The organism is Kineococcus arenarius subsp. arenarius (assembly GCF_050871845.1).
Classification (GTDB): Bacteria; Actinomycetota; Actinomycetes; order Actinomycetales; family Kineococcaceae; genus Kineococcus.
The window spans coordinates 1-23,201 of the sequence record NZ_JBJLSE010000059.1 but is presented as its reverse complement, the minus strand read 5'-3'; the positions used below and the strand labels follow the sequence as shown (position 1 = coordinate 23,201).

19 protein-coding genes and 2 pseudogenes are annotated in these 23,201 nt (G+C 76.2%); 16 read left to right on the top strand and 5 right to left on the bottom strand.

What is annotated here, in order from left to right; all coding sequences use genetic code 11:
• A partial coding sequence (locus ACRYM0_RS14065; protein WP_432506063.1) for a DUF4129 domain-containing protein occupies positions 1-734 on the bottom strand: 734 nt, incomplete at its 3' end.
• Positions 731-1,864 (bottom strand): glycerophosphoryl diester phosphodiesterase membrane domain-containing protein, encoded by a 1,134-nt coding sequence (locus ACRYM0_RS14060; RefSeq protein ID WP_432506061.1) that lies wholly within the window; start codon positions 1,862-1,864, stop codon positions 731-733. The genes ACRYM0_RS14060 and ACRYM0_RS14065, both read right to left, overlap by 4 nt.
• A gap of 127 nt (positions 1,865-1,991) precedes the next feature.
• On the opposite strand from ACRYM0_RS14060, the gene mtrA reads away from it, so the two are divergent.
• The 13 genes and pseudogenes from mtrA to ACRYM0_RS13995 form a co-directional block, all read left to right on the top strand.
• Entirely contained in the window at positions 1,992-2,669 is a 678-nt protein-coding gene (mtrA, locus tag ACRYM0_RS14055) for an MtrAB system response regulator MtrA (RefSeq protein WP_432506059.1), read from the top strand.
• Between the two features lie 56 nt (positions 2,670-2,725).
• Positions 2,726-4,348: an MtrAB system histidine kinase MtrB gene (gene mtrB, locus ACRYM0_RS14050; RefSeq protein WP_432506057.1), complete on the top strand. Its 1,623-nt coding sequence runs from the start codon at positions 2,726-2,728 to the stop codon at positions 4,346-4,348.
• On the top strand, positions 4,345-6,105 hold the full coding sequence (locus tag ACRYM0_RS14045) for an LpqB family beta-propeller domain-containing protein (protein ID WP_432506055.1): 1,761 nt from the start codon (positions 4,345-4,347) through the stop codon (positions 6,103-6,105). Before mtrB ends, ACRYM0_RS14045 begins: the two co-directional genes overlap by 4 nt.
• Positions 6,106-6,252: 147 nt before the next feature.
• A complete protein-coding gene (locus ACRYM0_RS14040; RefSeq protein ID WP_432506053.1) occupies positions 6,253-7,005 on the top strand; it encodes a ComF family protein in 753 nt (250 codons plus the stop codon).
• Positions 7,006-7,217: 212 nt separating this feature from the next.
• Complete coding sequence (gene hpf, locus ACRYM0_RS14035; protein ID WP_432506051.1) at positions 7,218-7,985, top strand: ribosome hibernation-promoting factor, HPF/YfiA family; 768 nt, start codon at positions 7,218-7,220, stop codon at positions 7,983-7,985.
• A 167-nt stretch (positions 7,986-8,152) separates the two neighbouring features.
• Positions 8,153-8,848 carry a response regulator gene (locus tag ACRYM0_RS14030; RefSeq protein WP_432506049.1) on the top strand — a complete coding sequence of 232 codons (696 nt, stop codon included), beginning with the start codon at positions 8,153-8,155 and terminating at the stop codon, positions 8,846-8,848.
• Complete coding sequence (locus ACRYM0_RS14025) at positions 8,845-10,128, top strand: winged helix-turn-helix domain-containing protein (protein WP_432506067.1); 1,284 nt, start codon at positions 8,845-8,847, stop codon at positions 10,126-10,128. The genes ACRYM0_RS14030 and ACRYM0_RS14025 overlap by 4 nt, the downstream gene beginning before the upstream one ends.
• Before the next feature lie 26 nt (positions 10,129-10,154).
• Positions 10,155-12,503, top strand: coding sequence for a putative bifunctional diguanylate cyclase/phosphodiesterase (locus ACRYM0_RS14020; RefSeq protein WP_432506047.1), 2,349 nt, complete (start codon positions 10,155-10,157; stop codon positions 12,501-12,503).
• Between the two features lie 98 nt (positions 12,504-12,601).
• Positions 12,602-15,286 carry a preprotein translocase subunit SecA gene (gene secA / locus ACRYM0_RS14015; protein ID WP_432506045.1) on the top strand — a complete coding sequence of 895 codons (2,685 nt, stop codon included), beginning with the start codon at positions 12,602-12,604 and terminating at the stop codon, positions 15,284-15,286.
• A 273-nt stretch (positions 15,287-15,559) separates the two neighbouring features.
• Positions 15,560-16,624 (top strand): annotated as a pseudogene (locus ACRYM0_RS14010) (IS30 family transposase); the annotation flags it as partial.
• 110 nt (positions 16,625-16,734) lie between these two features.
• Positions 16,735-17,166, top strand: coding sequence for a transposase (locus ACRYM0_RS14005; protein WP_432506043.1), 432 nt, complete (start codon positions 16,735-16,737; stop codon positions 17,164-17,166).
• Positions 17,133-18,020 (top strand): IS3 family transposase, encoded by an 888-nt coding sequence (locus tag ACRYM0_RS14000; protein ID WP_432506065.1) that lies wholly within the window; start codon positions 17,133-17,135, stop codon positions 18,018-18,020. The genes ACRYM0_RS14005 and ACRYM0_RS14000 overlap by 34 nt, the downstream gene beginning before the upstream one ends.
• A 37-nt stretch (positions 18,021-18,057) precedes the next feature.
• Positions 18,058-18,213 (top strand): annotated as a pseudogene (locus ACRYM0_RS13995) (IS30 family transposase); the annotation flags it as partial.
• Positions 18,214-18,294: 81 nt separating this feature from the next.
• Here the strand turns inward: ACRYM0_RS13995 and ACRYM0_RS13990 are convergent.
• Both ACRYM0_RS13990 and ACRYM0_RS13985 read right to left on the bottom strand, forming a co-directional pair.
• Positions 18,295-18,840: an Rv3235 family protein gene (locus ACRYM0_RS13990; protein ID WP_432506041.1), complete on the bottom strand. Its 546-nt coding sequence runs from the start codon at positions 18,838-18,840 to the stop codon at positions 18,295-18,297.
• Between the two features lie 52 nt (positions 18,841-18,892).
• The gene (locus ACRYM0_RS13985) at positions 18,893-19,660 is read right to left on the bottom strand and encodes a LysM peptidoglycan-binding domain-containing protein (RefSeq protein ID WP_432506039.1); all 768 of its coding nucleotides are present in this window, start codon (positions 19,658-19,660) and stop codon (positions 18,893-18,895) included.
• A gap of 182 nt (positions 19,661-19,842) precedes the next feature.
• Here ACRYM0_RS13985 and ACRYM0_RS13980 point away from each other — a divergent pair, with 182 nt between their 5' ends.
• Positions 19,843-20,370, top strand: coding sequence for a hypothetical protein (locus tag ACRYM0_RS13980; RefSeq protein ID WP_432506037.1), 528 nt, complete (start codon positions 19,843-19,845; stop codon positions 20,368-20,370).
• 16 nt (positions 20,371-20,386) lie between these two features.
• Here the strand turns inward: ACRYM0_RS13980 and ACRYM0_RS13975 are convergent, their stop codons facing one another.
• Positions 20,387-20,614 (bottom strand): helix-turn-helix domain-containing protein, encoded by a 228-nt coding sequence (locus tag ACRYM0_RS13975; protein WP_432506035.1) that lies wholly within the window; start codon positions 20,612-20,614, stop codon positions 20,387-20,389.
• A 188-nt stretch (positions 20,615-20,802) separates the two neighbouring features.
• Between ACRYM0_RS13975 and ACRYM0_RS13970 the strand changes: the two genes are divergently transcribed.
• Together ACRYM0_RS13970 and ACRYM0_RS13965 are read left to right on the top strand one after the other, a co-directional pair.
• Positions 20,803-21,522, top strand: a complete 720-nt coding sequence (locus ACRYM0_RS13970) for an SAF domain-containing protein (protein WP_432506033.1) — start codon at positions 20,803-20,805, stop codon at positions 21,520-21,522.
• Positions 21,519-22,805 (top strand): AAA family ATPase, encoded by a 1,287-nt coding sequence (locus tag ACRYM0_RS13965; protein ID WP_432506031.1) that lies wholly within the window; start codon positions 21,519-21,521, stop codon positions 22,803-22,805. The genes ACRYM0_RS13970 and ACRYM0_RS13965 overlap by 4 nt, the downstream gene beginning before the upstream one ends.
• The last annotated feature ends 396 nt before the right edge of the window (positions 22,806-23,201 follow it).

Here is a 23,201-nt window from a genome sequence, read left to right as displayed (position 1 = left end):
CCCCCCGCCCCCCCCCCCCCCCCCGCCCCCCCCCCCCCCCCCCCCCCCCCCCCCCCCCCCCCCCCCCCCCCCCCCCCCCCCCCCCCCGCCCCGGCACCGGGCGCCACCGGGTCGAGGGGCCGCGCGGCGGCCACCTCCTCGAGCACCCGGCGCAGGTCGGCGTCGGTGCCGGCCGAGGCCGGCCGCCCGCCGTAGCGCACGTCGTCGAAGGCCCGCGCCGCGCGGGCCAGGCCGGCCGCGCACCCGGGCAGGGCGGCGGCGGCCTCCACGGCGACCTCGTGCGCGGTGCGCCCCGGGCGCCGGTCCAGCAGGGCCCGTTCCTCCAGGGAGCGCACCAGCGCCCGGAACCGCTCGGCCACCGCCACGTCCCAGCGGCCCGCCGCGGCGGCCTCGTCCGCGCGGCGCACGTGCGCGGACGAGGGCTCCGGCCCGGCCTCGAAGACCTCCTCGGCCCGCGGTGCGCCGCCGCTGCGGCGCAGCGGCCCCGCCACCAGCAGCACCACCACGACGACGGCGACCAGCAGCACCACCACGACGAGCACGGCGGTCAGGCCGGTGCCGACGCCCGGGACCTGCACCTCGCTGAGCCGCTCGACCAGCCACTCCCAGGCCCGCACCAGCCACGAACCGGACTCCCCGCGGTACTCGCGCCCGGCCAGCTCCTCGGCGAGCAGGCGGCGGGCCTCCTCGCGCCCGGGCAGCACCGGCGCGCCCGCGGTGCGCAGCGCGCTCACCCGCCCGAGGCGGCGCGGTGCAGCTCCACGTCCAGGCCCTCGCGCCGCACCCGCAGGTCCACGTACACCAGCGCGGTCACCGACGCCAGGAAGGGGTAGCCGACGACCGAGCCGACGATCGAGCCCAGCGTGCCGACGCCCTGGGAGACCACCAGGCCGGTCCACTCGGTCGTGGCGGTGCTCAGCAGGGCCGCCAGGAAGGTGCCCACCAGCGTGAACGGCGTGGCGACCGCCGTCACCAGCACACCCACCACCACCGCCGTCAGCAGCAGGATCCCCAGGGTGCGCCAGAACGAGCCGCGGGTCAGGCGCCACGAGCGGCCCAGGGACCGGCGCACGGACAGGCCCTCCAGCAGCAGCACCGGTGTGGCCATGGACCACTTCACCCACAGCCACAGCGCGATCGCCACCCAGCCCAGCACACCCGCCAGCAGCAGCACCGCGCCGGTGGCGGTGGCGGCCGCGCCGTCGGCCAGCGCCAGCACGCCCACCCCGGGCAGCACGGCCACGACCCCGGCGGCGCTGGCGAGGGTGACGAGCACGGCCAGCAGCAGCAGACCGCCCAGCCGGCGCCGGCTCACCCGCCACAGCTCGCCCAGCGAGATGGTGCGCCCCAGCACGGCGCGGCTGACGCTGAGGATGAGCATGCCGTTGAGCACCTGCACGGCCACCACCTGCAGCAGGCTGCTCACCACGACCAGCGGCACGGACGTCTGCAGGGCGTCGAGCACCTGCGCGGCGTCCCCGGTGCCCGTCTCCAGGCCGGTGGTGGCGCGCACCAGGTCCTGCGTGGCCACGACCGAGGCCACGAGCGTGACGACCGAGGTGACGACGACCACGAGCGCGGACAGGCCCACCATCACGCGCGGGTTCTGCCGGAAGGCGCGGAACGCGCCGTCCCAGATCTCGCCCAGGCCCAGGGGGCGCAGCGGCACGATGCCCGGCTGCGCGACGGGGGCGGCCGGCCCGCCGGGCGCGTCGCGCCGGCCGGCACCCGCCCAGCCGTCGCCGGCGGGAGCCCCGGACCCCGGGGCGCCGGGGGCCTGCGGTGCGGTGCCGCCCGGTCCCTCGCCCCACCCGGGGGAGGCCCACCCGCTGCCCGGCTCGTCCGGGCCCTGCCACTGGCTCATCGACCCCGTCCTCGATCGTCCTCGCCCCATCGTGCCAGAGGCCCTGCGGCGCGGCGGCGGAGCGCCGCGGGGACCCCGCCGGGCGTGGCCCGCACCCGCCCGGCGCCGCGGCGGGCAGGATGGCCCCATGAGGGGACGCGTGCTGGTGGTCGACGACGACACCGCCCTCGCCGAGATGCTGGGGATCGTGCTCCAGGGCGAGGGCCTGGAGACGCGGTTCTGCGCGGACGGCGACGCGGCGGTGGAGGCGTTCCGGGCCACCCGCCCGGACCTGGTGCTGCTGGACCTCATGCTGCCGGGCACCGACGGCATGGAGGTGTGCCGCCGCATCCGGGCCGAGTCCGGGGTGCCGATCGTCATGCTGACGGCCAAGGGCGACACGGTCGACGTGGTGCTGGGCCTGGAGGCGGGGGCCGACGACTACGTCGTCAAGCCGTTCAAGCCCAAGGAGCTGGTGGCGCGGGTGCGGGCCCGGCTGCGCTCGGCGGGCGAGCGCCCCCCGGAGACCCTGCGCATCGCGGACCTGACCATCGACGTGGCCGGGCACTCGGTGCGCCGCGAGGGGCGCCCGCTGCCGCTGACGCCGCTGGAGTTCGAGCTGCTGGTGACGCTGGCGCGCAAGCCGTGGCAGGCGTTCACCCGCGAGGTCCTGCTGGAGCAGGTGTGGGGGTACCGGCACGCCGCCGACACCCGGCTGGTCAACGTCCACGTCCAGCGGTTGCGCTCGAAGATCGAGCGCGACCCGGAGCACCCCGAGATCGTCGTGACGGTCCGCGGAGTGGGGTACCGCGCGGGACCGCTGTGAGGCCACCGGCCGCGTCCCGCCGGGCCCGGGGTGCGCGCGCGCCCGGGGTGCGGCGCGTGCGCGCGCTGCGCCGCGGTGCCCTGCGCGGCCTGCTGCGCCGCTGGCGCGGTTCGCTGCAGCTGCGCGTGGTGGCCACCACCACCGCGCTGGGTCTGCTGGTCGCCGTCGCCGTCGGCACCTACCTGCTGGACGCCGTCGCCGACGGGCTCGTGGAGGAGCGCCGGCAGGTGGCCCTGGCCGACGCGGCGCGCGCCGCGGCGACGGCCCAGGCGCAGTTCGACGCCTCCACGCCGAGCACCGCCGCCGACGTCGAGCAGCTCGCCGGCGACGTCGTCTCGGCGCTGGAGGGGCCCGGGCCGGACCGGTTGCGCGGCGTGCTGCTGCTGGGTCCGCGCGAGGGCGCGGAGGGGGCCGCCCCGGTGCGCGACCTGGCCTCGGAGGGGCTGTCCCCGGCCGACGTGCCTGCCGGGCTGCGCCGGGCCGTGACCTCCTCCGACGTCCAGCAGGTGCAGCTGGTCGACCTGTCCGGCGGCTCCGGTGCGCCCAGCCTGGTGGTCGGCTCCACCGTGACGCTGCCGCGCGCGGGGGAGCGGGAGCTGTACTTCGTGTACCCGCTGACCAGCGAGCAGCGCACCACCGCCCTGGTGCGCCGGACGTTCGCCGGCGGCGGCCTGGCCCTGGTGGTGCTGGTGGGCGCGGTGGCGTGGGTGGTGACCCGGCTGGTGGTGCAGCCGGTGCGCGAGGCCGCCGGCACCGCCGAGCGCCTCGCCGGCGGTCGCCTGGACGAGCGGATGCGGGTGCGCGGCAGCGACGACTTCGCCCGCCTGGCTGGCGCCTTCAACGAGATGGCCGCGGGCATGCAGCAGCACATCGGCCGGCTGGAGGAGCTCTCGCGCCTGCAGCAGCGGTTCGTCTCGGACGTCAGCCACGAGCTGCGCACCCCGCTGACCACGATCCGCATGGCCGGTGAGGTGCTGCACGACGCCCGCGCCGGCTTCGAGCCGGTCGCCGCGCGCTCGGCGGAGCTGCTGATGACGCAGCTGGAGCGCTTCGACACCCTGCTGGCGGACCTGCTGGAGATCAGCCGCTTCGACGCGGGAGCCGCCGCCCTGGAACCGGACCCGCAGGACGTGCGCGCCCTGGTGCACCGCGTGGTGGACTTCACCGCGGCCCTCGCCGAGCGGCGCGGCAGCACCGTCCTGGTCTCCGAGCCGGCCTCGCCGTGCACCGCGGAGGTGGACGCCCGGCGCATCGAGCGGGTGCTGCGCAACCTGCTCGGCAACGCCGTGGAGCACGGCGAGTCCCGGCCCATCGAGGTGACGGTGGTGTGCGACGAGCGGACGGTGGCGGTGGGGGTCCGCGACCACGGCGTCGGCCTGGCCCCGGCGCAGCTGCCGCGCGTCTTCGACCGCTTCTGGCGGGCGGACCCGGCGCGGGCGCGCACGACCGGCGGCAGCGGGCTGGGCCTGGCCATCGCGCTGGAGGACACCCGGCTGCACGGCGGGCGGCTGGACGTGTGGGGGAGCCCCGGGCACGGCTGCCACTTCGTGCTCACGGTGCCGCGGGTGGCGGGGCGGCCCCTGCGCTCGGTGCCGCTGCCGGTGGTGCCGGTGGGCTGGCGCGAGCCCGTCGCGGCGCTGCCCGCCGGCCGTGCCGCCGTGCCGGGGGTCGCGCCGTGAGCGGCGCCCGCCCGCCGCGGCGCGCGGTGGTGGCGCTGGCGCTGGCGGCTGCGACCGGGTGCGCGGGGCTGCCCCGCTCGGGTCCGGTGGTGGCCGGGTCCCGGGTGCAGGCCGACCCCCGCCTGGGCCTGCTGCAGGTGGTGCCGCAGGGGCCGGTGGACGGCGCCGGACCGGTGGAGGTGGTGCGCGGCTTCCTGCTGGCGGCGGCGGCCGGCTCGGCGGAGAAGGCCGTCGCGCGCGAGTTCCTGTCCGTCCCGGCGCGCCGCACCTGGCGCCCCGACGTGTCCACGACCGTGCTGGGCGAGGACCCCGCCGTCGAGCTCGCCGACGGCCCCCACCCCGACGGCACCGCCTCGGTGCGGGTGTCGGCGCCCGCGCTGGCGGACATCGACGCGGGGGGCCGCTACGCGCAGCGGCCCCCGGGCGCCCGGCTGCAGCGCACGCTGCACCTGGTGCGCGAGGAGGGGCGCTGGCGCGTGGACGTGCCGGGCGACGGGCTCCTGCTGACGGAGGTGGACGTCGCGCGGTCGTTGCGCCCGTTCCCGGTGCACTTCGCCACGACCACCGGCGTCGCGCAGCTCGTGGGCGACGTGCGCTGGTTCGCCTACGACTCCTCCACGGCCACCCGGGTGGTCACCGAGCTGCTCGCGGGGCCCTCGGCCTGGCTGGCGCCGGCCGTGCGCAGCGGTGCCCCGGCGGGCACCCGGCTGCGCACCGGCACGGTGCCCCTCTCCGGTGCCGCGGCGGTGGTGGACCTGACCGCCCCGGCGCTGCGCACCTCCCCCGAGCAGCGCGAGCTGCTGCTGGCCCAGCTGAGCGCCGGCCTGACCCGGTTGCCGGGCGTCGAGGAGGTGGCGGTGCGCGTGGAGGGGGCGGACCTGACGCGAGAGGCGGGGCCCTCGCCCCTCGGTGGCCCGCCGGGCGCACCGCCGGTGCCCGACCCCCGCCTCGTGCTGGCCGGCCCGGCGGGGCCCTCGCGCTGGGACGCCGGTGCCGTGCGGCCGGTGCAGGGCCTGAGCGCGCCGGGCGCGGACGCCGGCAGCGAGCACCCCGCGACCGCCGGGGACGGTTCCTGCTGGGCGTGGCTGGTGCGCGGTGGCGGAACCCTGGTGGTCCAGCGGCCCGCCGCGGGCGGGACGGGCCCGGCGGTGTCCCTGGGGGCCGGCTCGGTGGCCGGTGCGGCGCAGGGGTTCGCGCCGCCGTCGATCGACCGGCACGGCTGGGTCTGGGCGGTGCCGGTCGCGCCGGGTGCCGCGCCCGCCGCGCTGCCCGCCGCCGACCCGCGCGTGGCCCCCTCCGCGGTCCAGGCGCCCGGGGGTGGTCTCGGCGGGCGCGTGCTGCGGGCCCGCGCCTCGCGCGAGGGGGCGCGGCTGCTGGTCGTCGTCGAGGACGGCGAGGGGGTGGTGCGGGTGCGGGTGCACGCCGTGGTGCGCGGCCCGGACGGGCGCCCCGAGTGGCTGGGAGCCCCCTCGCCGGAGCTGGTGCCCGGTGCGGGCCGGGTGCTGGACGCCTCCTGGCTGGGGCAGGACCGGGTCGCCGTGCTCGTGCGGCCTCCCGGCGAGGACCCGGTGGTGCTGCTCGCGCAGGTCTTCGGCCCCTCCCAGCGGCTGGCGCCGGTGCCGGGCGCGGAGTCCGTCGCGGCCGGCGCGGACGACCGCGACCTCGTGGTGGGCACGACCGACGGCCGGCTGCTGGTGCGCAGCGGAGCGGGCTGGTCGCCCCTCGCCCCGGGGCGGCACCCCTCCTACCCGGGGTGAGGCCCCCTGCCCGGGGGTGCGGGCGGCGCGGCCGGGCACGTCGCCGCGGGGTGCGCCGGGGGGTCCACCGGCCGCCGGCGCACCCGGTGCGGGCACCGGCCTGTGGACGGCGGGCCGCCGGGCGCTCGGGGGAGGCAGCCTGCCGACGTGCCCCCCGACGCGATCGACGTCCCCGCCCGTCCCGGGGCGCTGCTGCGGGCGGCCGCCGACCTGCTGTGGCCCGCCGCGTGCGGCGGGTGCGGCGGGCCGGGCACGAGCTGGTGCCCCGCCTGCGCGCGCGCCCTCGCCGTCGGCCCGGTGGCGCTGGAGCTGGCCGACGGGACCCCGCTGCGCGCGGCGGCCCCGCACGCCGGTCCCGCCCGCGAGCTGCTGCTCGAGGTCAAGGAGCGCCACCGCGCCGAGCTGCGCCCTGTCGCCGCCGCCGCCATCGCCACCGCCGTGCGGGCGCTGCCCCCGCCGGGTGCCCCCGTGAGCCTGGTGCCGGTGCCCTCCCGCCGGGCCAGCCGCCGCGCCCGCGGCGGCGACCTCGTCGCCGACCTCGCCGCCCGCGCCGCCGCCCGCGAGCGCGCCGCGGGCCGGCCCGCGGCCGTGGCGCGGGTCCTGCGGGTGCGCCGCGGGGTCGCCGACCAGACCCTGCTGCGCGCCCGGGAGCGCCGGGTGAACCTCGCCGGCGCCTTCGGCGTGCGCGGCCCCGTGCCGATCGGCCCGTGCGTGGTCGTCGACGACGTGGCGACGACGACGGCCACCGCCGCCGAGGCGGTGCGGGCGCTGCGCGCCGCCGGTGCGCTCGTCGCGGGGGTGGCCTGCCTGACCGCCGCCTCGCCCGTCCCGGCCCCGCCCGCCACCGCCGGCGGGCACGCGGCGCGGCAGACGTGGGCACGGAGGGGGCGGGGGGTCTAGCGTTGGTGCATGGCAGCCGGATCCGGCGTCAGGCCGGTCTCGCCCCCGGCGGTGCTCAACGGTGCGCCCGCCCTGCGCGGCGCACCCGACGGCACACCCCGGCTGCCTGTGCTGAGCACGCTCCCCGGGGAGCCGCTGCACGGCACGAGGTGACGGTCCGAGGCGGGCCGGCCCCTCGGCCGGCGCCGCCCAGCGAGCGAGGGAGGCATCCCGTGGAAGTTGTGGTCACCGGACGGCACACCGAGGTCAAGGAGAGGTTCCGCCACCACGCCGAGGCGAAGCTGGAGAAGGTCACGCAGCTCGCCCCGCGCGCCCAGCGCGTCGACGTGGAGCTCTCGCACGAGAACAACCGCCGCCAGCTGGCCAGCTGCGAACGGGTGGAGATCACCGTGCGGGACAAGGGCCCCGTCGTGCGCGCCGAGGCGTGCGCGGACGACCCGTACGCCGCGCTCGACCTGGCCACCACCAAGCTCATGGAGCGGTTGCGGCGCTCCCGCGACAAGCGGAAGGTCCACCACGGCCGCCGCCGCCCCGAGAGCGTCCGCCAGCCGGCGGCGCCGGGCCTGAGCGACGAGGCGCTGGCCGGGGCCGCCGCCGTCCCGGCGGACCACCCGCCGGCCGACCTCGACGTCCCGACCCCCGCGGCCCTGGCCGGCTCACGCCCGCCCGGGGAGGACGTCGACCCGGTCGACGACACCGCCGACGCCTCGCCGGTCGTCATCCGGGAGAAGACTCACGAGGCCCGGCCCATGACCCTGGACCAGGCCCTGTACGAGATGGAGCTCGTCGGCCACGACTTCTACCTCTTCGTCGACGCCGCCACGGGCCGCCCCAGCGTGGTGTACCGCCGGCGCGGCTGGGACTACGGCGTCATCCACCTGGACGTGCACGAGGACGCCCCGGGGGCGGCGGGCTCGGACGGCGCGGCCCGCGCCGGTTCCGACGCCGCGCTGGCCGCCGTGGCGGCGGGGCTGCGCTGAGCCGGTCCGCGCCGGCGTGAGCCGACCCGGCGCGGGCTGACCCGGCAGGGGCGGGCCGGCGGGGTGCGACCCCGCCGGCCCGTCGCGCGTCACGAGCGGTGCGCGGGGCGCGGGCGTGCCAGGATCCCCGGACGGCGGTCCGCCCGCCGCCGTCACGAGGAGGAACGGTGCCCAGCAGCAGCCCGCAGGCGGGGACCGACGCGATCCGCGTCGTCGTCGTCGACGACCACTCCCTGTTCCGCCGCGGCCTGCAGATGGTCCTGTCCACCGAGGACGACATCGACGTCGTCGGGGAGGCGTGCGACGGCGCCGAGGCGGTCGGGCGCGTGGAGGAGCTGCTGCCCGACGTGGTCCTCATGGACGTGTGGATGCCGCGCCGCTCCGGCATCGACGCCTGCGCCGAGATCAAGGCGGTGGCCCCCTCCACCCGCATCCTCATGCTCACCTCCTCGGAGGAGGAGGACGACCTGTTCGCCGCCGTCCGCGCCGGCGCCAACGGCTACCTCCTCAAGGACGTGCCCGCCGAGGAGGTCGCCGACGCCATCCGCGCCGTCGTGACCGGCCAGTCGCTGATCACCCCGAGGATGGCCGGTCTGCTGCTGGGGGAGTTCGCGGCGATGCGCCGGCGCGACGAGGAGCGCAGCCTGGGCGTGGTGGGCACGCCGCGCCTGAGCCCGCGCGAGCTGGACGTGCTGCGTCTGCTGGCCCGGGGGATGGCCAACCGGGAGATCGCCGGCCACCTGGGCATCAGCGAGAACACGGTCAAGAACCACGTGCGCAACCTGCTGGAGAAGCTCCAGCTGCACTCGCGCATGGAGGCGGTCGTCTACGCGGTGCGGGAGAAGATCGTGGAGCTGTCCTGAGCGCGCCGGCCGGCCCGGCCGCGGTCGAGGAGATCAGCGCGGCCGAGGCGCGCCGCGCGGCGCTCGCGGCCCAGGGCTTCGCCGCCCGCCGCCCGGTGGCTCCCGGCGGCGCGCACGTGACCCGCGTGGTCCAGCGCCTGGGCGTGGTGCAGATCGACTCGGTGAACGTGCTGTGCCGCAGCCACTACCTGCCCTTCTTCAGCCGGCTGGGCCCCTACCCGGTGCAGCTGGTCGACCGCGCGGCGCAGCGCCGTCCGCGGCGGCTGGTGGAGTACTGGGCGCACGAGGCCTCGTTCGTGGCGCCCGCCACGCACCGCCTGCTGCGCTGGCGGATGGCGCGCGCCGCGCAGGACGCCTGGGGCAGCGTGCGCAGCATCGCCGTGGAGCAGCCGGGGCTGCTGGACGCGGTGCTGGAGCACGTCGCCGCGCACGGCCCGGCCACGGCCCGGCAGGTGGAGGCGGCGCTGGCGCCGGGCGGCGCGCGACCGAGCGATCACTGGGGCTGGAACTGGTCGGCGGTCAAGCGGGCCTGCGAGCACCTCTTCTTCGCCGGCCGGCTGTCCGCGGCCGGGCGCACGCAGCAGTTCGAGCGCCGCTACGACCTGGCCGGCAGGGTGCTGCCGCCCGAGGTCGCTGCGGCGCCGGACCCCGACCCGCAGGAGGCGGTGCGCGCCCTGGTGGGGATCGCCGCGCGGGCCCTGGGCGTGGCCTCGGAGCCCAGCCTGCGCGACTACTTCCGGTTGCGCCCGGAGCAGTCGCGACCGGCGGTGCGGCAACTGGTGGAGGCCGGCGAGCTGGTGCCGGTGCGGGTGCGCGGGTGGGCCTCCTCGCAGCGCCGGCCGGTCTACCGGCACGTGGACGCGCGGGCGCCGCGGGTGCGCGCCCGCGCGCTGCTGACGCCGTTCGACCCGCTGGTGTGGCACCGCCCGCGCACCGAGGAGCTGTTCGGGGTGGCGCTGCGGCTGGAGTTCTACGTGCCCCGCGAGCAGCGCGTGCACGGCTACAACGTCCTGCCCTTCCTGCTGGGGGAGCGGATCGCGGCGCGCGTGGACCTCAAGGCGGACCGCGCCGCCCCCGGCGGGGTGCTGCGCGTCCCGGCGGCGTGGGCCGAGCCGGGGGCGCCGCCGGGCACGGCGGAGGAGCTGGCCGCCGAGCTGGGGGACCTGGCGCGCTGGCTGGGGTTGGGCTCGGTGGCCGTCGCCGGGCGCGGGGACCTGGCGGAGGCGTTGTCGAGGGCCGTGCTGCGTTCGGGTCACGTGGGGGCGTCCGGCTCAACGTGAGCCGTGCAACGTCCGACACAGCTGCCGTGGACGTCTCCGAGGTGACCCCCGGCCGCCTCGACCAGGCCGGTGACCTGCTCGAGCGCGTGCTGGCCGAGTTGTCCGGCACGGACGGCGAGCAGGACGTGCTGGTGCGCGCGGCGTCGGTCGTCGCCGACCTCGTCGACGCGGACGTGGTCGCGGTGTGCGAGGGCGGTCACGTCCGCGGCGGCGTCGGGCTGGGCCGGCGGTTCCTGCCGGAGCGCGGCCTGGCGCGCGTGGTGCGCGACGGCGGCGGCACCTTCGCCGTGCCCGGGCTGGGGCGGGTGCGCGCGGTGGTCGTGGAGGTGCCGGACCTGGTCGACGTGCACATCGTGGTCGGGCGGGTGCACGACGGGCTCGTGGGCGACTCCCACCTGCGCGGTGTGCAGCTGGTGGCGCGGTTGCTGGGGCTGGTGGTCCTGGCCCGGCACGGGCGCGCGCGCGAACGGTCCCAGCGCCGCCAGGACGCCCTCGGCGCCGCCGAGCGCACCCGGCTGCAGCGGGCGCTGGCCCAGCGCGAGCAGGTGCTCACCACGTCGGTGCGCTTCCAGCGGGCCGTGGCCGGTCGCCGGCCGCTGCCGGAGCTGCTGCTGCAGATCGCCGCGAGCTCCTCGGAGCTGCTGGACTCCCGGCCGGTGTCGCTGGTGCTGGCCGACCCCCGCTCGCAGATGCGCCTGCGCGTGGTGGCGGCCGTGGGCGACCCGGCCATCGCGCCGGAGCGGGCGCTGGCCGCGGCCGCGGGGGTGGAGGGTTTCGGCGTGGTGGTGGGCGGCGCGGGCCCGGCGGCCGCGTCGGTGCACATCAACGGCCGGGGGGTGGGGGCCCTGGTCGTGGAGACCGGGGAGGAGCCGCTGGACGCGGTGGGCGCCACGGTCCTGCGCGCCTTCGCCGAGCACGCCAGCACCGCGCTGAGCCACGCCGACACGGTGCGCGTGGTCGAGGCGGCCTCCACGGACTCCCTGACCGGCCTGCCCACCCGGGCCACGCTCCTGCGCCACCTGGAGGTCGCGCTGCGCGCCTCGGCCGGCGACGGGCTGGGGACGGCCGTCCTGTTCATCGACCTGGACGGCTTCAAGGCGATCAACGACTCGCTGGGGCACGCCGCGGGCGACGAGGTCCTGGGCCGGGTGGCGCGGCGACTGCGCCGCTGCCTGCGCGGAGACGACTTCGCCGCCCGGCTGGGCGGCGACGAGTTCGCCGTGGTCGTGCGCAGCCACGAGCCGGAGCGTGCCGCGCAGCGGCTGGCGGAGCGGGTCTGCGTGGAGCTGACCGCGCCGGTGGAGGTGCACGGCCGGTCGGTCCGGGTCGGGGCGAGCATCGGCCTGGCGGTCGCCGCGGCGGGCGTGGGTGCGGGTGAGCTGCTGCGCCGCGCGGACAGCGCCATGTACCGCGCCAAGGCGCAGGGACGGGCCCCCGCCGGTGCCGGCGGCCCGGCGGCGGGCACGGTGGTGGTCTTCGCGCCGGACGTGCACGACGCCGACGTCCTGCGGCGCCAGCTGGAGTCGGACCTGCAGCGGGCGGTCGACGAGGAGGAGTTCGAGCTGGTGTACCAGCCGCTGGTGCGGCTGTCCGACGGTGCGCTGGTGGGCCTGGAGGCCCTGCTGCGCTGGCGGCACCGCACCCGCGGGGTCCTGGAGCCGGGCGCCTTCCTGGCGGGGGCGGAGCGCTCTCCGGCGGTGGACGCGCTGTGGCGCTGGGTGCTGCGCTCGGCCTGCGAGCAGGCCGTGCGGTGGCGGCGCGAGTCCCCGGACCTGTCGCTGACGGTGAACTTGTCGTCGCAGCACGCGCTGTCGCGCTCGGGGCCGCAGGACGTCCTGCGCGCCCTGACGGAGACGGGCCTGGAGCCCGGGGCCCTGGTGCTGGACGTGCCGGCGCAGGTGCTGTCGGCGGACCCGGACGTGCTCGCGGCCCGGCTGGCGCAGCTGCGCGCCACGGGTGCGCGGATCGTGCTGGACGACTTCGCGGTCGCCGACCACGTGCCGGCGGGGACCGCGGGGCCCTCGCTGGCGGCGCTGCGGTGGCTGCCGGTCGACGGGCTGAAGCTGGACCGCTCGCTGGTCGCGGAGCTGGACGGCGAGCAGGCGCCGGCGGCGGTGGCCGCGGTGCGGACCCTGTGCGAGCTGGGCGCCGCCCTCGACCTGGGCGTCGTGGCGGAGGGCGTGGAGAGCACGGGGCAGGTGCGCGCGCTGCAGGAGGCCGGTTGCGCGGTGGCCCAGGGGCTGCTGCTGGGGGTGCCGCGCGCTGCGGGGGAGGTGCCCGCGGCTCTGCGCGAGCCGGTGGCGGGCTCGGTGCCGGTGCCGGTGCAGGTGGTGCCCCCGCGGGACGTGCGGCGCCTGCTGGGGCGTTCGGGGTGACCCCGGCACCAGCGCACGGTGAGCGCGCGGCGACGCAGCGCCACCGGCTCCGTCCGTCCGTGCGCTCCGCGGTGGCCCGCCGTCGCTAGACTGCTCCCGTGCCAGCCATCGTCGAGAAGGTCCTCCGCGCCGGCGAGGGCCGCGTCGTCAAGCGTCTGCACCGCATCGCGGGGCAGGTCAACGCGCTCGAGGACGACTTCACCGCCATGTCCGACGCCGAGCTGCGCGGGGAGACCGACCGCTTCAAGGAGCGCTTGGCGGGCGGGGCGACCCTGGACGAGCTGCTGCCGGAGGCGTTCGCGGTGGTGCGCGAGGCCGCCCGCCGCACGCTGGGCCAGCGCCACTTCGACGTGCAGCTCATGGGTGGTGCCGCCCTGCACCAGGGCAACATCGCCGAGATGCGCACCGGTGAGGGCAAGACCCTCGTGGCGACGCTGCCCGCCTACCTCAACGCCCTCACCGGCAAGGGCGTGCACGTCATCACGGTCAACGACTTCCTCGCCGAGTACCAGAGCGAGCTCATGGGGCGCGTCTACCGCTTCCTGGGGATGAGCAGCTCGTGCATCCTCTCGCGCATGCGCCCGGAGGAGCGCCGGGCCGCCTACGCCGCCGACATCACCTACGGCACGAACAACGAGTTCGGCTTCGACTACCTGCGCGACAACATGGCCTGGAACAGCTCGGAGATGGTGCAGCGCGGGCACCACTTCGCGATCGTCGACGAGGTCGACTCCATCCTCATCGACGAGGCGCGCACCCCGCTGATCATCTCGGGCCCGGCCGACCAGCCGACGAAGTGGTACACCGAGTTCGCCAAGATCGTCCGCCAGCTGAAGATCGAGGTCGACTACGAGGTCGACGAGAAGAAGCGCACGATCGGCATCCTCGAGTCCGGCATCGAGAAGGTCGAGGACCTGCTCGGCATCGACAACCTCTACGAGAGCGTCAACACCCCCCTGATCGGCTACCTCAACAACGCCGTGAAGGCCAAGGAGCTGTTCAAGCGGGACAAGGACTACGTCGTCTCCCCCAAGGGCGAGGTCCTCATCGTCGACGAGCACACCGGCCGCATCCTGGCCGGGCGCCGCTACAACGAGGGCATGCACCAGGCCATCGAGGCCAAGGAGGGCGTGCCCATCCAGAACGAGAACCAGACGCTGGCCACGATCACCCTGCAGAACTTCTTCCGCATGTACGAGAAGCTCTCCGGGATGACCGGCACCGCGATGACCGAGGCCGCCGAGTTCCACCAGATCTACAAGCTGGGCGTGGTGTCGATCCCCACGAACCGGCCGGCGATCCGCGTGGACCAGCCGGACCTGGTCTACAAGAACGAGAAGGCCAAGTTCGCGGCGGTCGTGGAGGACATCGCCGAGCACCACGCCACGGGCCAGCCGGTGCTGGTCGGCACCACCAGCGTCGAGAAGAGCGAGTACCTCTCGGCCCTGCTGACCAAGTCCGGTGTCGAGCACACCGTCCTGAACGCCAAGCAGCACGAGCGCGAGGCCTCGATCGTGGCGCAGGCCGGCCGCAAGGGCGCCGTGACCGTGGCGACGAACATGGCCGGACGCGGCACCGACATCATGCTCGGCGGCAACGCGGAGTTCCTGGCCGTGGCGGCCATGAAGGACCGCGGCCTCGACCCGGACGAGTCGCCGGAGGAGTACGAGGCGGCCTGGCCGGACGTGCTGAAGCAGGCGCAGGAGTCGGTGCGCGCCGAGCACGACGAGGTCCGCGACCTCGGCGGGCTGTACGTGCTGGGCACCGAGCGGCACGAGTCGCGCCGCATCGACAACCAGCTGCGCGGCCGCTCGGGCCGCCAGGGCGACCCCGGTGAGTCCCGCTTCTACCTGTCGCTGACCGACGACCTCATGCGGCTGTTCAACGCGGCGCTGGTGGAGTCCTTCCTGACCCGCACCGGCATCCCGGAGGACGTGCCCATCGAGTCCAAGATGGTCTCGCGCGCCATCCAGAGCGCCCAGGGCCAGGTCGAGGGCCGCAACTTCGAGATCCGCAAGAACGTCCTGAAGTACGACGACGTCCTCAACCGCCAGCGCGAGGTCATCTACGCCGAGCGCCGCAAGGTGCTCGAGGGCGAGGACCTGCACGAGCAGATCCGCCACTTCATCGACGACACCGTCACCGCCTACGTGGTGCAGGGCACCGGCAGGGGCTTCGGCGAGGACTGGGACCTCGAGGCCCTCTGGGCGGCGCTGCGCACCCTGTACCCGGTCTCGGTGACCCCGCAGGAGGTCGTCGAGGCGGCCGGTGGGCGCGGCAACCTCACGGTGGAGCGGCTGCTGGAGGAGATGCGCGCCGACGCGCAGGCCTGCTACGACGCCCGCGAGGAGGAGCTCGGCGCCCCGGTGCTGCGCGACCTGGAGCGCCGCGTGGTGCTGTCGGTGCTGGACCGCAAGTGGCGCGAGCACCTGTACGAGATGGACTACCTGCAGGAGGGCATCGGTCTGCGGGCGATGGCCCAGCGCGATCCGCTCGTGGAGTACCAGCGCGAGGGCTACCAGCTGTTCGTGGCGATGACCGACGCCATCAAGGAGGAGTCGGTCGGGTACCTGTTCTCCCTGCAGGTGCAGCCGGCCCCGCAGGCGGGTGCCCCGGCGGTGGCGCCGGGCTTCGAGCAGCCCGCCAAGCGGCAGTTGCAGTACACCGCGCCCACGGCGGAGGGCGACGTCGAGGTGCACGCGGGTGACTCCTCCAGCACGGACGCCCCCACGGGCAACCGCGCCCAGCGGCGCGCGGCCGAGCGGGAGCGCGCCGCCGACTGAGCGCCCGCCGCGTCCGAGGGCCCGTCCCACCCGTGGGTTCTAGCGGTCCCCGCAACACCCTGACCGTAGGGAGTTGCGGGGACCGTGTCGTTGGAGCAGGAGCGAGCAAGGTTCTTCCAGGTCCTGGATGAGCAGGACGGCAACGTGCGAGCCGCTGCCCGCGTGCTGGGCATCAGCGTGCACACCGCGGCCGGGTGGGCCCGGCGCGCCGGCGTTCGCGGTCGCGGCAAGGCGGGAGCAGCGCCGCACCCGGGCCGTGCGCTCTATGAAGCGCTGCGCGCGGGCGGGCTCTCGCGGCGGCGCGCTGCGGCGCAGGCCGGGGTCCATGAGCGCACCGCCCGGGACTGGGAGCAGGGCATCCGCAAGAGCAACGGTGCGCGGGTGCTGCCCGATGGGCGCCGCATCGACTACACCACCGGTGTGATCACCACCGTCTCGCCCTCTGCCTCGCCCTTGGCCGGGATCGGTGGGCCCTCGCTGGCCGCGCTCGAGGCCCGGCTGCACCCGCGCTTCCTGACGCTGGCCGAGCGCGAGCAGATCGCCGATCGGCACCGGCGTGGGGAGTCGCTGCGCGCGATCGGGCGGGCGCTGGGCCGGGCGGCGTCCACGATCAAGCGGGAGATCGAGGCCCGCTCGAGCTGCGGGGACTACCGCCCGCACGCCGCCCAGCGCGCCTGGGCAGCCAGCCGGGCCAGGCCCAAGACGGCCAAGCTGGCCCAGGACGGTCGGTTGCGCGAGTACGTGGCCGCCAAGCTGGCGTTGCGCTGGTCACCGGAGCAGATCTGCCACGCTCTGATCGCCGACTTCCCCGACGACGAGAGCATGCGGGTGAGCACCGAGACGGTCTACCAGGCCCTCTACGTCCAAGCCCGCGGCGGGCTGCGCCGTGAGGTCGCCACCGCGCTGCGCACCGGGCGCACCCGCCGCAAGCCGCACCGCAGGCCCGAGGCGCGCACCCCGCGGTTCGTGGAGGAGATGGTGATGATCTCCCAGCGACCGGCTGAGGTCGCCGACCGGGCGGTGCCTGGTCACTGGGAGGGTGATCTGATCGTGGGCACCGGCTCACGCTCGGCGATCGTGACCCTGGTCGAGCGCGCCAGCCGCTACGTGCTGCTGGGGCACCTGCCCGGCGGGCACAGCGCCGAGGAGGTCCGCGACGTGCTGGTGCCCTTGATCGCCACGCTGCCGGCGCACCTGCGCGGCTCGCTGACCTGGGACCAGGGCTGCGAGATGGCCGCGCACCGGCAGTTCAGCGTCGCCACCGGCGTCCCGGTCTACTTCTGCGACCCGCACTCACCCTGGCAGCGCGGCAGCAACGAGAACACCAACGGGCTGCTGGACTGAACCCCGAAATCTGGACACCGTAAAGGAACGTCGAGCTTCCAAGGGGGAAGGCCATGTACCAAAACGCTACGCTCAGCCACGCTGATGCTGCAGCTGCAGTCGACTTGTTCGAGGAGGGGTTCACCGCCAGGTCGGCGGCCCTGGCCCTTGACCTGAGCGGCAACCCTGTCCAGATGCTGTACCAGCGGTGGCAACTGCGAGGGGCAGGTGCGCTGATGACCAGAGAACGCCGGCAGTACGACTTCGAGAGCAAGCTTGCGATTGTGCTTCGCCACCTCAAGGGCGAGTCCGGCAGGTCCTTGAGCCAGGAGTACGACCTTCCCTCACCCACCACGGTGGCCAACTGGACGGTGATCTACCGTCGTGAGGGCGAAGACGGATTACGCCCCAAACGGCGTGGCCGGCCACCGGCTGATCGCACCGACCAGCCTGCGGAAAGCGAGCTGGACGCGCTGCGCCGCGAGAACGAGCGGCTGCGCGCGGAGGTGGCCTACCTGGGAAAATTGCGGGCCTTGAGGTTACAGGAACGACGCTGAAGGTCCAGGCCGTCGACGACCTCAAGGCTAATCACCCGCTGCCCCTCCTGCTGCAGATCGCCGGACTTGCCCGCTCCACGTTCTACGACCACCGCAACCGGCTGCGGCGCCCTGACCGCCACGCGCTACTGAAGGACGCTGTCCGGGAGGTCTTCGACCAGGCCAGGGGCGCCTACGGTCACCGGCGGGTGCACGCCGTGCTGCTGCGCCAGGGCTGGCAGGTGGCCAAGAAGACGGTGCTGAAGGTGATGCACGCGCTGGGGCTGCGGTGCCTGGTGCGCCGACGGAGGCGCTACAACTCCTTCCGCGGTGAGGTGGGCACCGCCGCGGCGAATGTCTTGAACCGTCGCTTCGCCACCACGGCCAGGCACACCAAGTGGGTGACTGACGTGAGCGAGTTCGCCGTCGGTGAGGTGAAGGTCTACGTCTCTCCGATCGTTGACTTGTACGACAACCGGGTCGTCTCCGTCACGGCGGGGCCTTCTCCGAGCATCAAGATGGTCACCGACGGCTTGCGCGAGGCGGTCGCTACCCTCGCTCCCGGAGAAAAGCCCCTTGTCCACTCGGACCAGGGTTTTCACTACCGTCACGTCCTGTGGCGAGAGACGATTCGGCAAGCAGGGCTGACCCAGTCGATGTCCCGCAAGGGCACGTGTTTGGACAACGCCGTCATGGAAGGGTTCTTCAGCCATCTCAAGGAGGAGTGGTTCCGTCTGTCGCATCCCGCGACCGTCGAGGAGTTCCACGCCGGACTACACGATTACCTGCGGTGGTGGAACAGCACCCGCATCCAGGAGCGTCTGGGTTACCTCAGCCCCGACGAGTACCTCGCTCACATCCCTGCTGTCGCGTAACATCACCTTTCGAGTCCAGATTTCGGGGTCCAGTCCACTGCTGCGCCAGTACTTCCCCAAGGGCAGCGACCTGTCAGTGCACTCCCGCGCCGACCTAGAACACGTCGCTCAGCAGCTGAACGGCCGACCACGCAAGACGCTCGGCTGGGCGACCCCGGCCGAGCGTCTGCGTGATCTACTGACAGCCACATAGCCATCAGGTGTTGCGAGGACCCCCAGAATCCGCCACCCGGGGCGGGCCCTCCGGCGTGCCGGTGAGCGGGTGTCGACGCGCTCAGCCGACCTCGAGGGCGGTGACCCGCCAGCGCTCGTGCCGGCGTTCCACGCGCAGCGCCAGCGCGCGCACCCGCTCGCCCACCCGGACGACCGCGCTGACCTCCACGGCCCCGTCGCCCAGGCCGCAGGGCAGCACTCGCAGCACCTGCGGTCGTGGACCGGCTCCCGCCGCGCCGCCGCGCAGCCGCGCGGCCAGGACCGCCCGGCGCTGGACGTCGGTGTAGACGTCCGCGGCGGACCAGCGCAGCAGCTGCTGCGGGGGCCGGTGGCCGCTGAGCACCTCCAGGAGCACCACGAGGTAGCCGCGCGTCCAGCCGCCCACCTCGGGCAGGTCCACCGGTGCGGGCGAGCGCGGGTGCCGCCGCGGCAGGTCCAGCTCCAGGACGCCCTGGTCGGGGCTGAGGTGCGTCAGCACCGACGGCACGGCGCCCGGCTCACCCGCCAGGGGCGGGGCGGCGAGGGGGACGGGGTAGCGGCGGATCCGGGGGGCCGCCGGCCGGGTGGGGGCGGGGGAGTCGACGAGCAGGGCCGCGGTCGCGGGCACGGGGGCCTCCTGACGAGGTCGGTCGTGGGGGTGGGCAGAGGGGTGAGCCCGTTCAGGGCAGGCGCAGCACCTGACCGGGCAGCAGCACGTCGGGGTCCCCGCCGATGACGTCGGCGTTGGCCGCGTACAGGCGCTGCTGCTCGTGCAGGACGTCCGCGTCGGGGGCGCCGGGGGCGCTCAGCCGGCGCGCCAGGGACCACAGGCTGTCGCCGCGCTGCACGACGAGCTCGGCGCCGGCTCCGGACGGGCGGACGCCGCCGGGCAGTTCCGCGGGGGGCAGGGCCGGCGCGCTGCGCGGTGCGGGCAGGGGCGCCCACGCCGGGTCGACGGGGCCGGCGCTCCCGGGGTCGGTGGGCAGGTCCGCCCGCGCCACCGGGCCCGGCTCCTGCGGGGCGGTGGCGGCCCAGCCGACCTCGGGGCGCAGCGGTGCGGCGGAGGCGGCGGAGGCCACCGGAGCGCCCAGCGCCAGCCCGACGACCAGCGCGACGACCCGGCGCACCGGGGCGGGTGCCGCCCGGGTCCCGGCCGGCACCGCGGGCGCGCGCCGGCCGCGAGCGGCCGCGGAACGCTCACGGGCCTCGGCGGCCGCGGCCAGCAGCACGCTGCCGGTCAGGGCGAGCAGCAGCAGGCAGGCGACGGAGCCGCACAGGGCGGTGAGCAGGTCCGTGGTGCCCGCGGTGCCCGACGACGCCGCGCGGACGGCCGGCGCGCTCAGCACGCCCACGCCCGCGGCCGCGCCGACGGGCAGCACCGCCAGCGCGGCACCGACGGCCAGGACGGCACGGGTCCGCCCGGCCGCTGCCGGGTGCCGTTCCCGCACGGGGACCTCCCAGGTGGTTGAACACTGCACTTGATGGCGTTTGGCCCGAACGAGCATCGTTTGATGTCGTTTGGTGCGGCTTGTCTACCGGCGGGATCACCCTCAGGGCCAGCACAGCGCACGCACACCCCTCGTTCGGCGGGGTGCACTTGACCGGGCGTGAGCACCCGTAACGTGCAGGGGTGCGCTGGGACGACCTCTTCGAGGACCTCGACGCCCGGCTGGCCCACGCCCGGCGGCTGGAGAGGGACGCCGAGGTGGCCGACCGGCGCGACGACGACGTCGCCTCGGTGGACCTGCTCTCCCGGCTCCTGGCCACCGAGGGCGACCTCTCCCTGCAGCTGCTCGACGGCAGCTGGGTGGACGGGCGCGTCCGCGCGGCGGGCCCGGGGTGGGTGCTGCTGTCGGCCGGCTCGCCGGTCCGGCGCCAGGTGCTGGTGCCCACGGCAGCGGCCTGCGCCGTGCGGGGGCTGTCGACCGCCAGCCGGCCGCCCGGTGCCGTGGTGCTGCGCCGCTCGCTGCTCCTGGCGCTGCGCGCGCTGGCGGCGGCGGGTGAGGGGGTGCTGGTGCGCACCCGGGCGGGTGACGTGCGCGGACGCCTGGCGCGGGTGGGGGCCGACCACGTCGACGTGGTGGTCCCGGCCGGGGGCGGTCAGTCGGTGGTCACGGTGCCGTTCGCCTCGTTGCTGAACGTCACCGAATCGGGCTGAGCCAGCGGAGCGGGTGTCAGGGGCGCGGCGCGCCGTGCTCCTGCTCCGCCTGCACGCTCTCGCGCGTCTGGGCGTACATCCGCTCGATGTAGGCCTCGAGCTGCGACTCCTCCACCCTCCACTGCCCGCGGCCACCGACCTTGATGGCCGGCAGGTCCCCGCTGCGCACCAGGGCGTAGGCCTGGGCGGCGGAGATCGCCAGCGTCTCGGCGACGTCCGCCAGCGGGAGGAAACGGCTGGGCACGGTGCCTCCTGTCCGGATGCCGGGGCGATCGCCGCCGGTGACCGGCGGCGAGGCGCATCCTCGCACGCCCGTCCCCGGTCGCAGGCCCGTTCGGGTGACCTGTGGACGACGGCGGGGAGGGCTGCGCCGGTGCGGTCACCATGTCCCGACGCGGCCGGGGGGTCCGGCGCGGGGTGGAGGAGGTGCGGGTGCGGACGTCGACGGTTCCACCGACGGCTCGACGGCGCGGGGAGGCCTCCGGCGCACCGCGGCAGGCGCGGCGCCTGCAGGCGCCGTCGTGGCGCGATCCCCGGCTGCTGGTCGGGATCGCCCTGGTCCTGGGCTCCGTGGTCGTCGGTGCCCGCACCGTCCAGGCCGCGAGCGCCACCAGCGGTGTGTGGGCGGTGTCGAGCCCGGTCGGCGCCGGCACCGCGCTGAGCGGGGCCGACCTCCACGTCGTGCAGGTCTCGGTCGACGCGGCGACGGCCTCGGCGTACCTGCCGGCCACCGAGCCGCCCGTCGCCGGGTGGGTGGCGCTGCGCGGGCTGTCGGCGGGGGAGCTGCTGCCCCGCGCGGCCGTCGTCCCGGCCGACGACCTCGCCGAGCGGGCGGTCAGCCTGCCCCTGCGGGGCGCGCTCCCGGAGGGCGTGCGCACCGGGGCGCTCGCGGACGTGTGGGTCTCCTGGCCCGGGGACGCCGCCCCGGCGGGTTCCGCGGGCGCGGGGTCGCGACCGCGACCGGAGCAGCTGGCGGAGGCCGTCGAGGTGGTCGCCGTGCAGCAGCGCTCCGCGGCGCTGGCCGGGGCCGCGGGCGCCGACGTGGAGGTCCTGGTGCCGCAGGGGGTCCTGTCCTCCGTGCTGAGCGCGCTGGCCGCCGAGGCCGCCGTGGTCCTGGTCCCGCTGCCGGGCGGCTCGGGGGGCGGCTCGTGAGCCTGCCCGTGCTGGTGGCTGTCCCGGGCCCGGACGAGGCGCGCCTGGTGGCCGGCTGGGAGCCGCTGCGCCGCGAGGTGCTGGTGGTGCGCCGGTGCGCGGACCTGCCCGAGGTGCTGGCGGCGGCGGCTGCGGGACTGGCCCGCGTCGTGGTGCTGGGGGCGGACCTGCCGGGTGCCGACGCCGAGGCGGTCGAGGCCCTGCGCCGTCACGGGACCGGCCTGCTGGTGCTGCTGCCCGGCGACGGGAGCGGCCCCGCGCTGGAGCACCGGTGGCGGGCGTTCGGGGCGCGTTCCTTCGCCGCCGTCGGGGACGAGCCCGCCGTGCTGGCCCGCGCGGCCGCCGTGGTCGCCGAGGCGGCGCGTTCCGCGAGCGGGGTGGGTGAGGTCCCCGTCGTGCCCCTGGCGACGGACGCGCGGGTGCCGGAGGACGGCTGGGCCGCCGGTGGTGCCGTGGCCGGCGTCGGCCGCACCGTGGCCGTGTGGGGTCCGCACGGGTCGGCGGGCCGGTCGACCGTGGCGGTGAACCTGGCCGCCGAGCTGGCGGGGGCGGGCGCTGCGACGGTCCTGGCCGACCTCGACACCCGGGGCGCCTGCGTCGCGCAGCTGCTGGGCCTGCTGGACGAGGCGCCCGGGCTGCTCGCCGCGGTGCGCGCCGCCACGGAGGGCCGCCTGGACGCGCGGGCGCTGCACCGGTGCGCGAGCCTCGTGCTGCCCGACCTGGCCGTGCTGACCGGCTCACCGGACCCGGGGCGGTGGTCGGAGCTGCGGCCCGTGGGGCTGCGCCGCGTCCTCGAGGTGGCTGTCGGCAGTGCCGAGTGGCTGGTCCTGGACCTGCCCGGCGGGCTGGACGAGCAGGAGGGGGAGGTGGTCCGCGACGCGGCGACCGCCGCCGCGCTGGAGGCCGCGGACGTCGTGCTCGTGGTGGGCGCAGCGGACCCCGTGGGCCTGCAGCGGTGGATCCGCGCGTGGCAGGGGGTAGGTGACGTGGTGCCCGGGACCCCGGCGGTGGCGGTGCTGAACCGGGTGCGCGCCTCCGCCGTCGGAGCACCGGCCGCACGGCGCGTGGCCTCGGTCGTCCACCGCTTCACCGGCCTGGACGACCTCGTCCCGCTGCCGGAGGACCCGGCCGCCGACCAGGCGCTGCTCGCCGGTCGGACCCTGCACGAGGTGGCCCCTCGCAGCCCCCTCCGGCGAGGTCTGCACGAGCTGGCCCAGCGCCTGGAGGACTCGGTCCCCGTCCCCGGCCTGCCGGAGGCGCCGGTCGACCTCGCAGCGATTTGACCGGGTGGTGGGGTGCAGTTAACGTAGTGGACACACCGCGCGGCGGGGAGGAACGGACGGGTCACCGGCCGGTCCCTTGCTGGTGGGTGTCAGGGTGTTGGTCCCCTCTTCCATGATTTTTCTGCTGGGTGCTTCAGTGCGCCGGGTGGTGGGTCGATGGTGTGGGGGTTGCCCGCTTCGGCCGGTCGGCAGGGTCCGGTGGCTGGGGTAGAGTGGTGAAGCCGAAAAGCGCAGGGATCGGGTCGCTTCCGCAAGGAGTGGCTTGACCTGGTGCGTCCGGTTCTTGAGAACTCAACAGTGTGCCAAGTGTTGATGCCAAATCAATCAACCCCGTGGCGTTCCTTCACGTGAAGGGGCGTTGGGGATTCCTTTGGTGTTGTACCTTCCACTTCCCTC

What these genes read in the sequence shown, in the direction of transcription:
- mtrA (WP_432506059.1), top strand. Translation starts at nt 1,992, where the DNA reads ATGAGGGGACGCGTGCTGGTGGTCGACGACGACACCGCCCTCGCCGAG.
- ACRYM0_RS14060 (WP_432506061.1), bottom strand. Translation starts at nt 1,864, where the DNA reads ATGAGCCAGTGGCAGGGCCCGGACGAGCCGGGCAGCGGGTGGGCCTCC.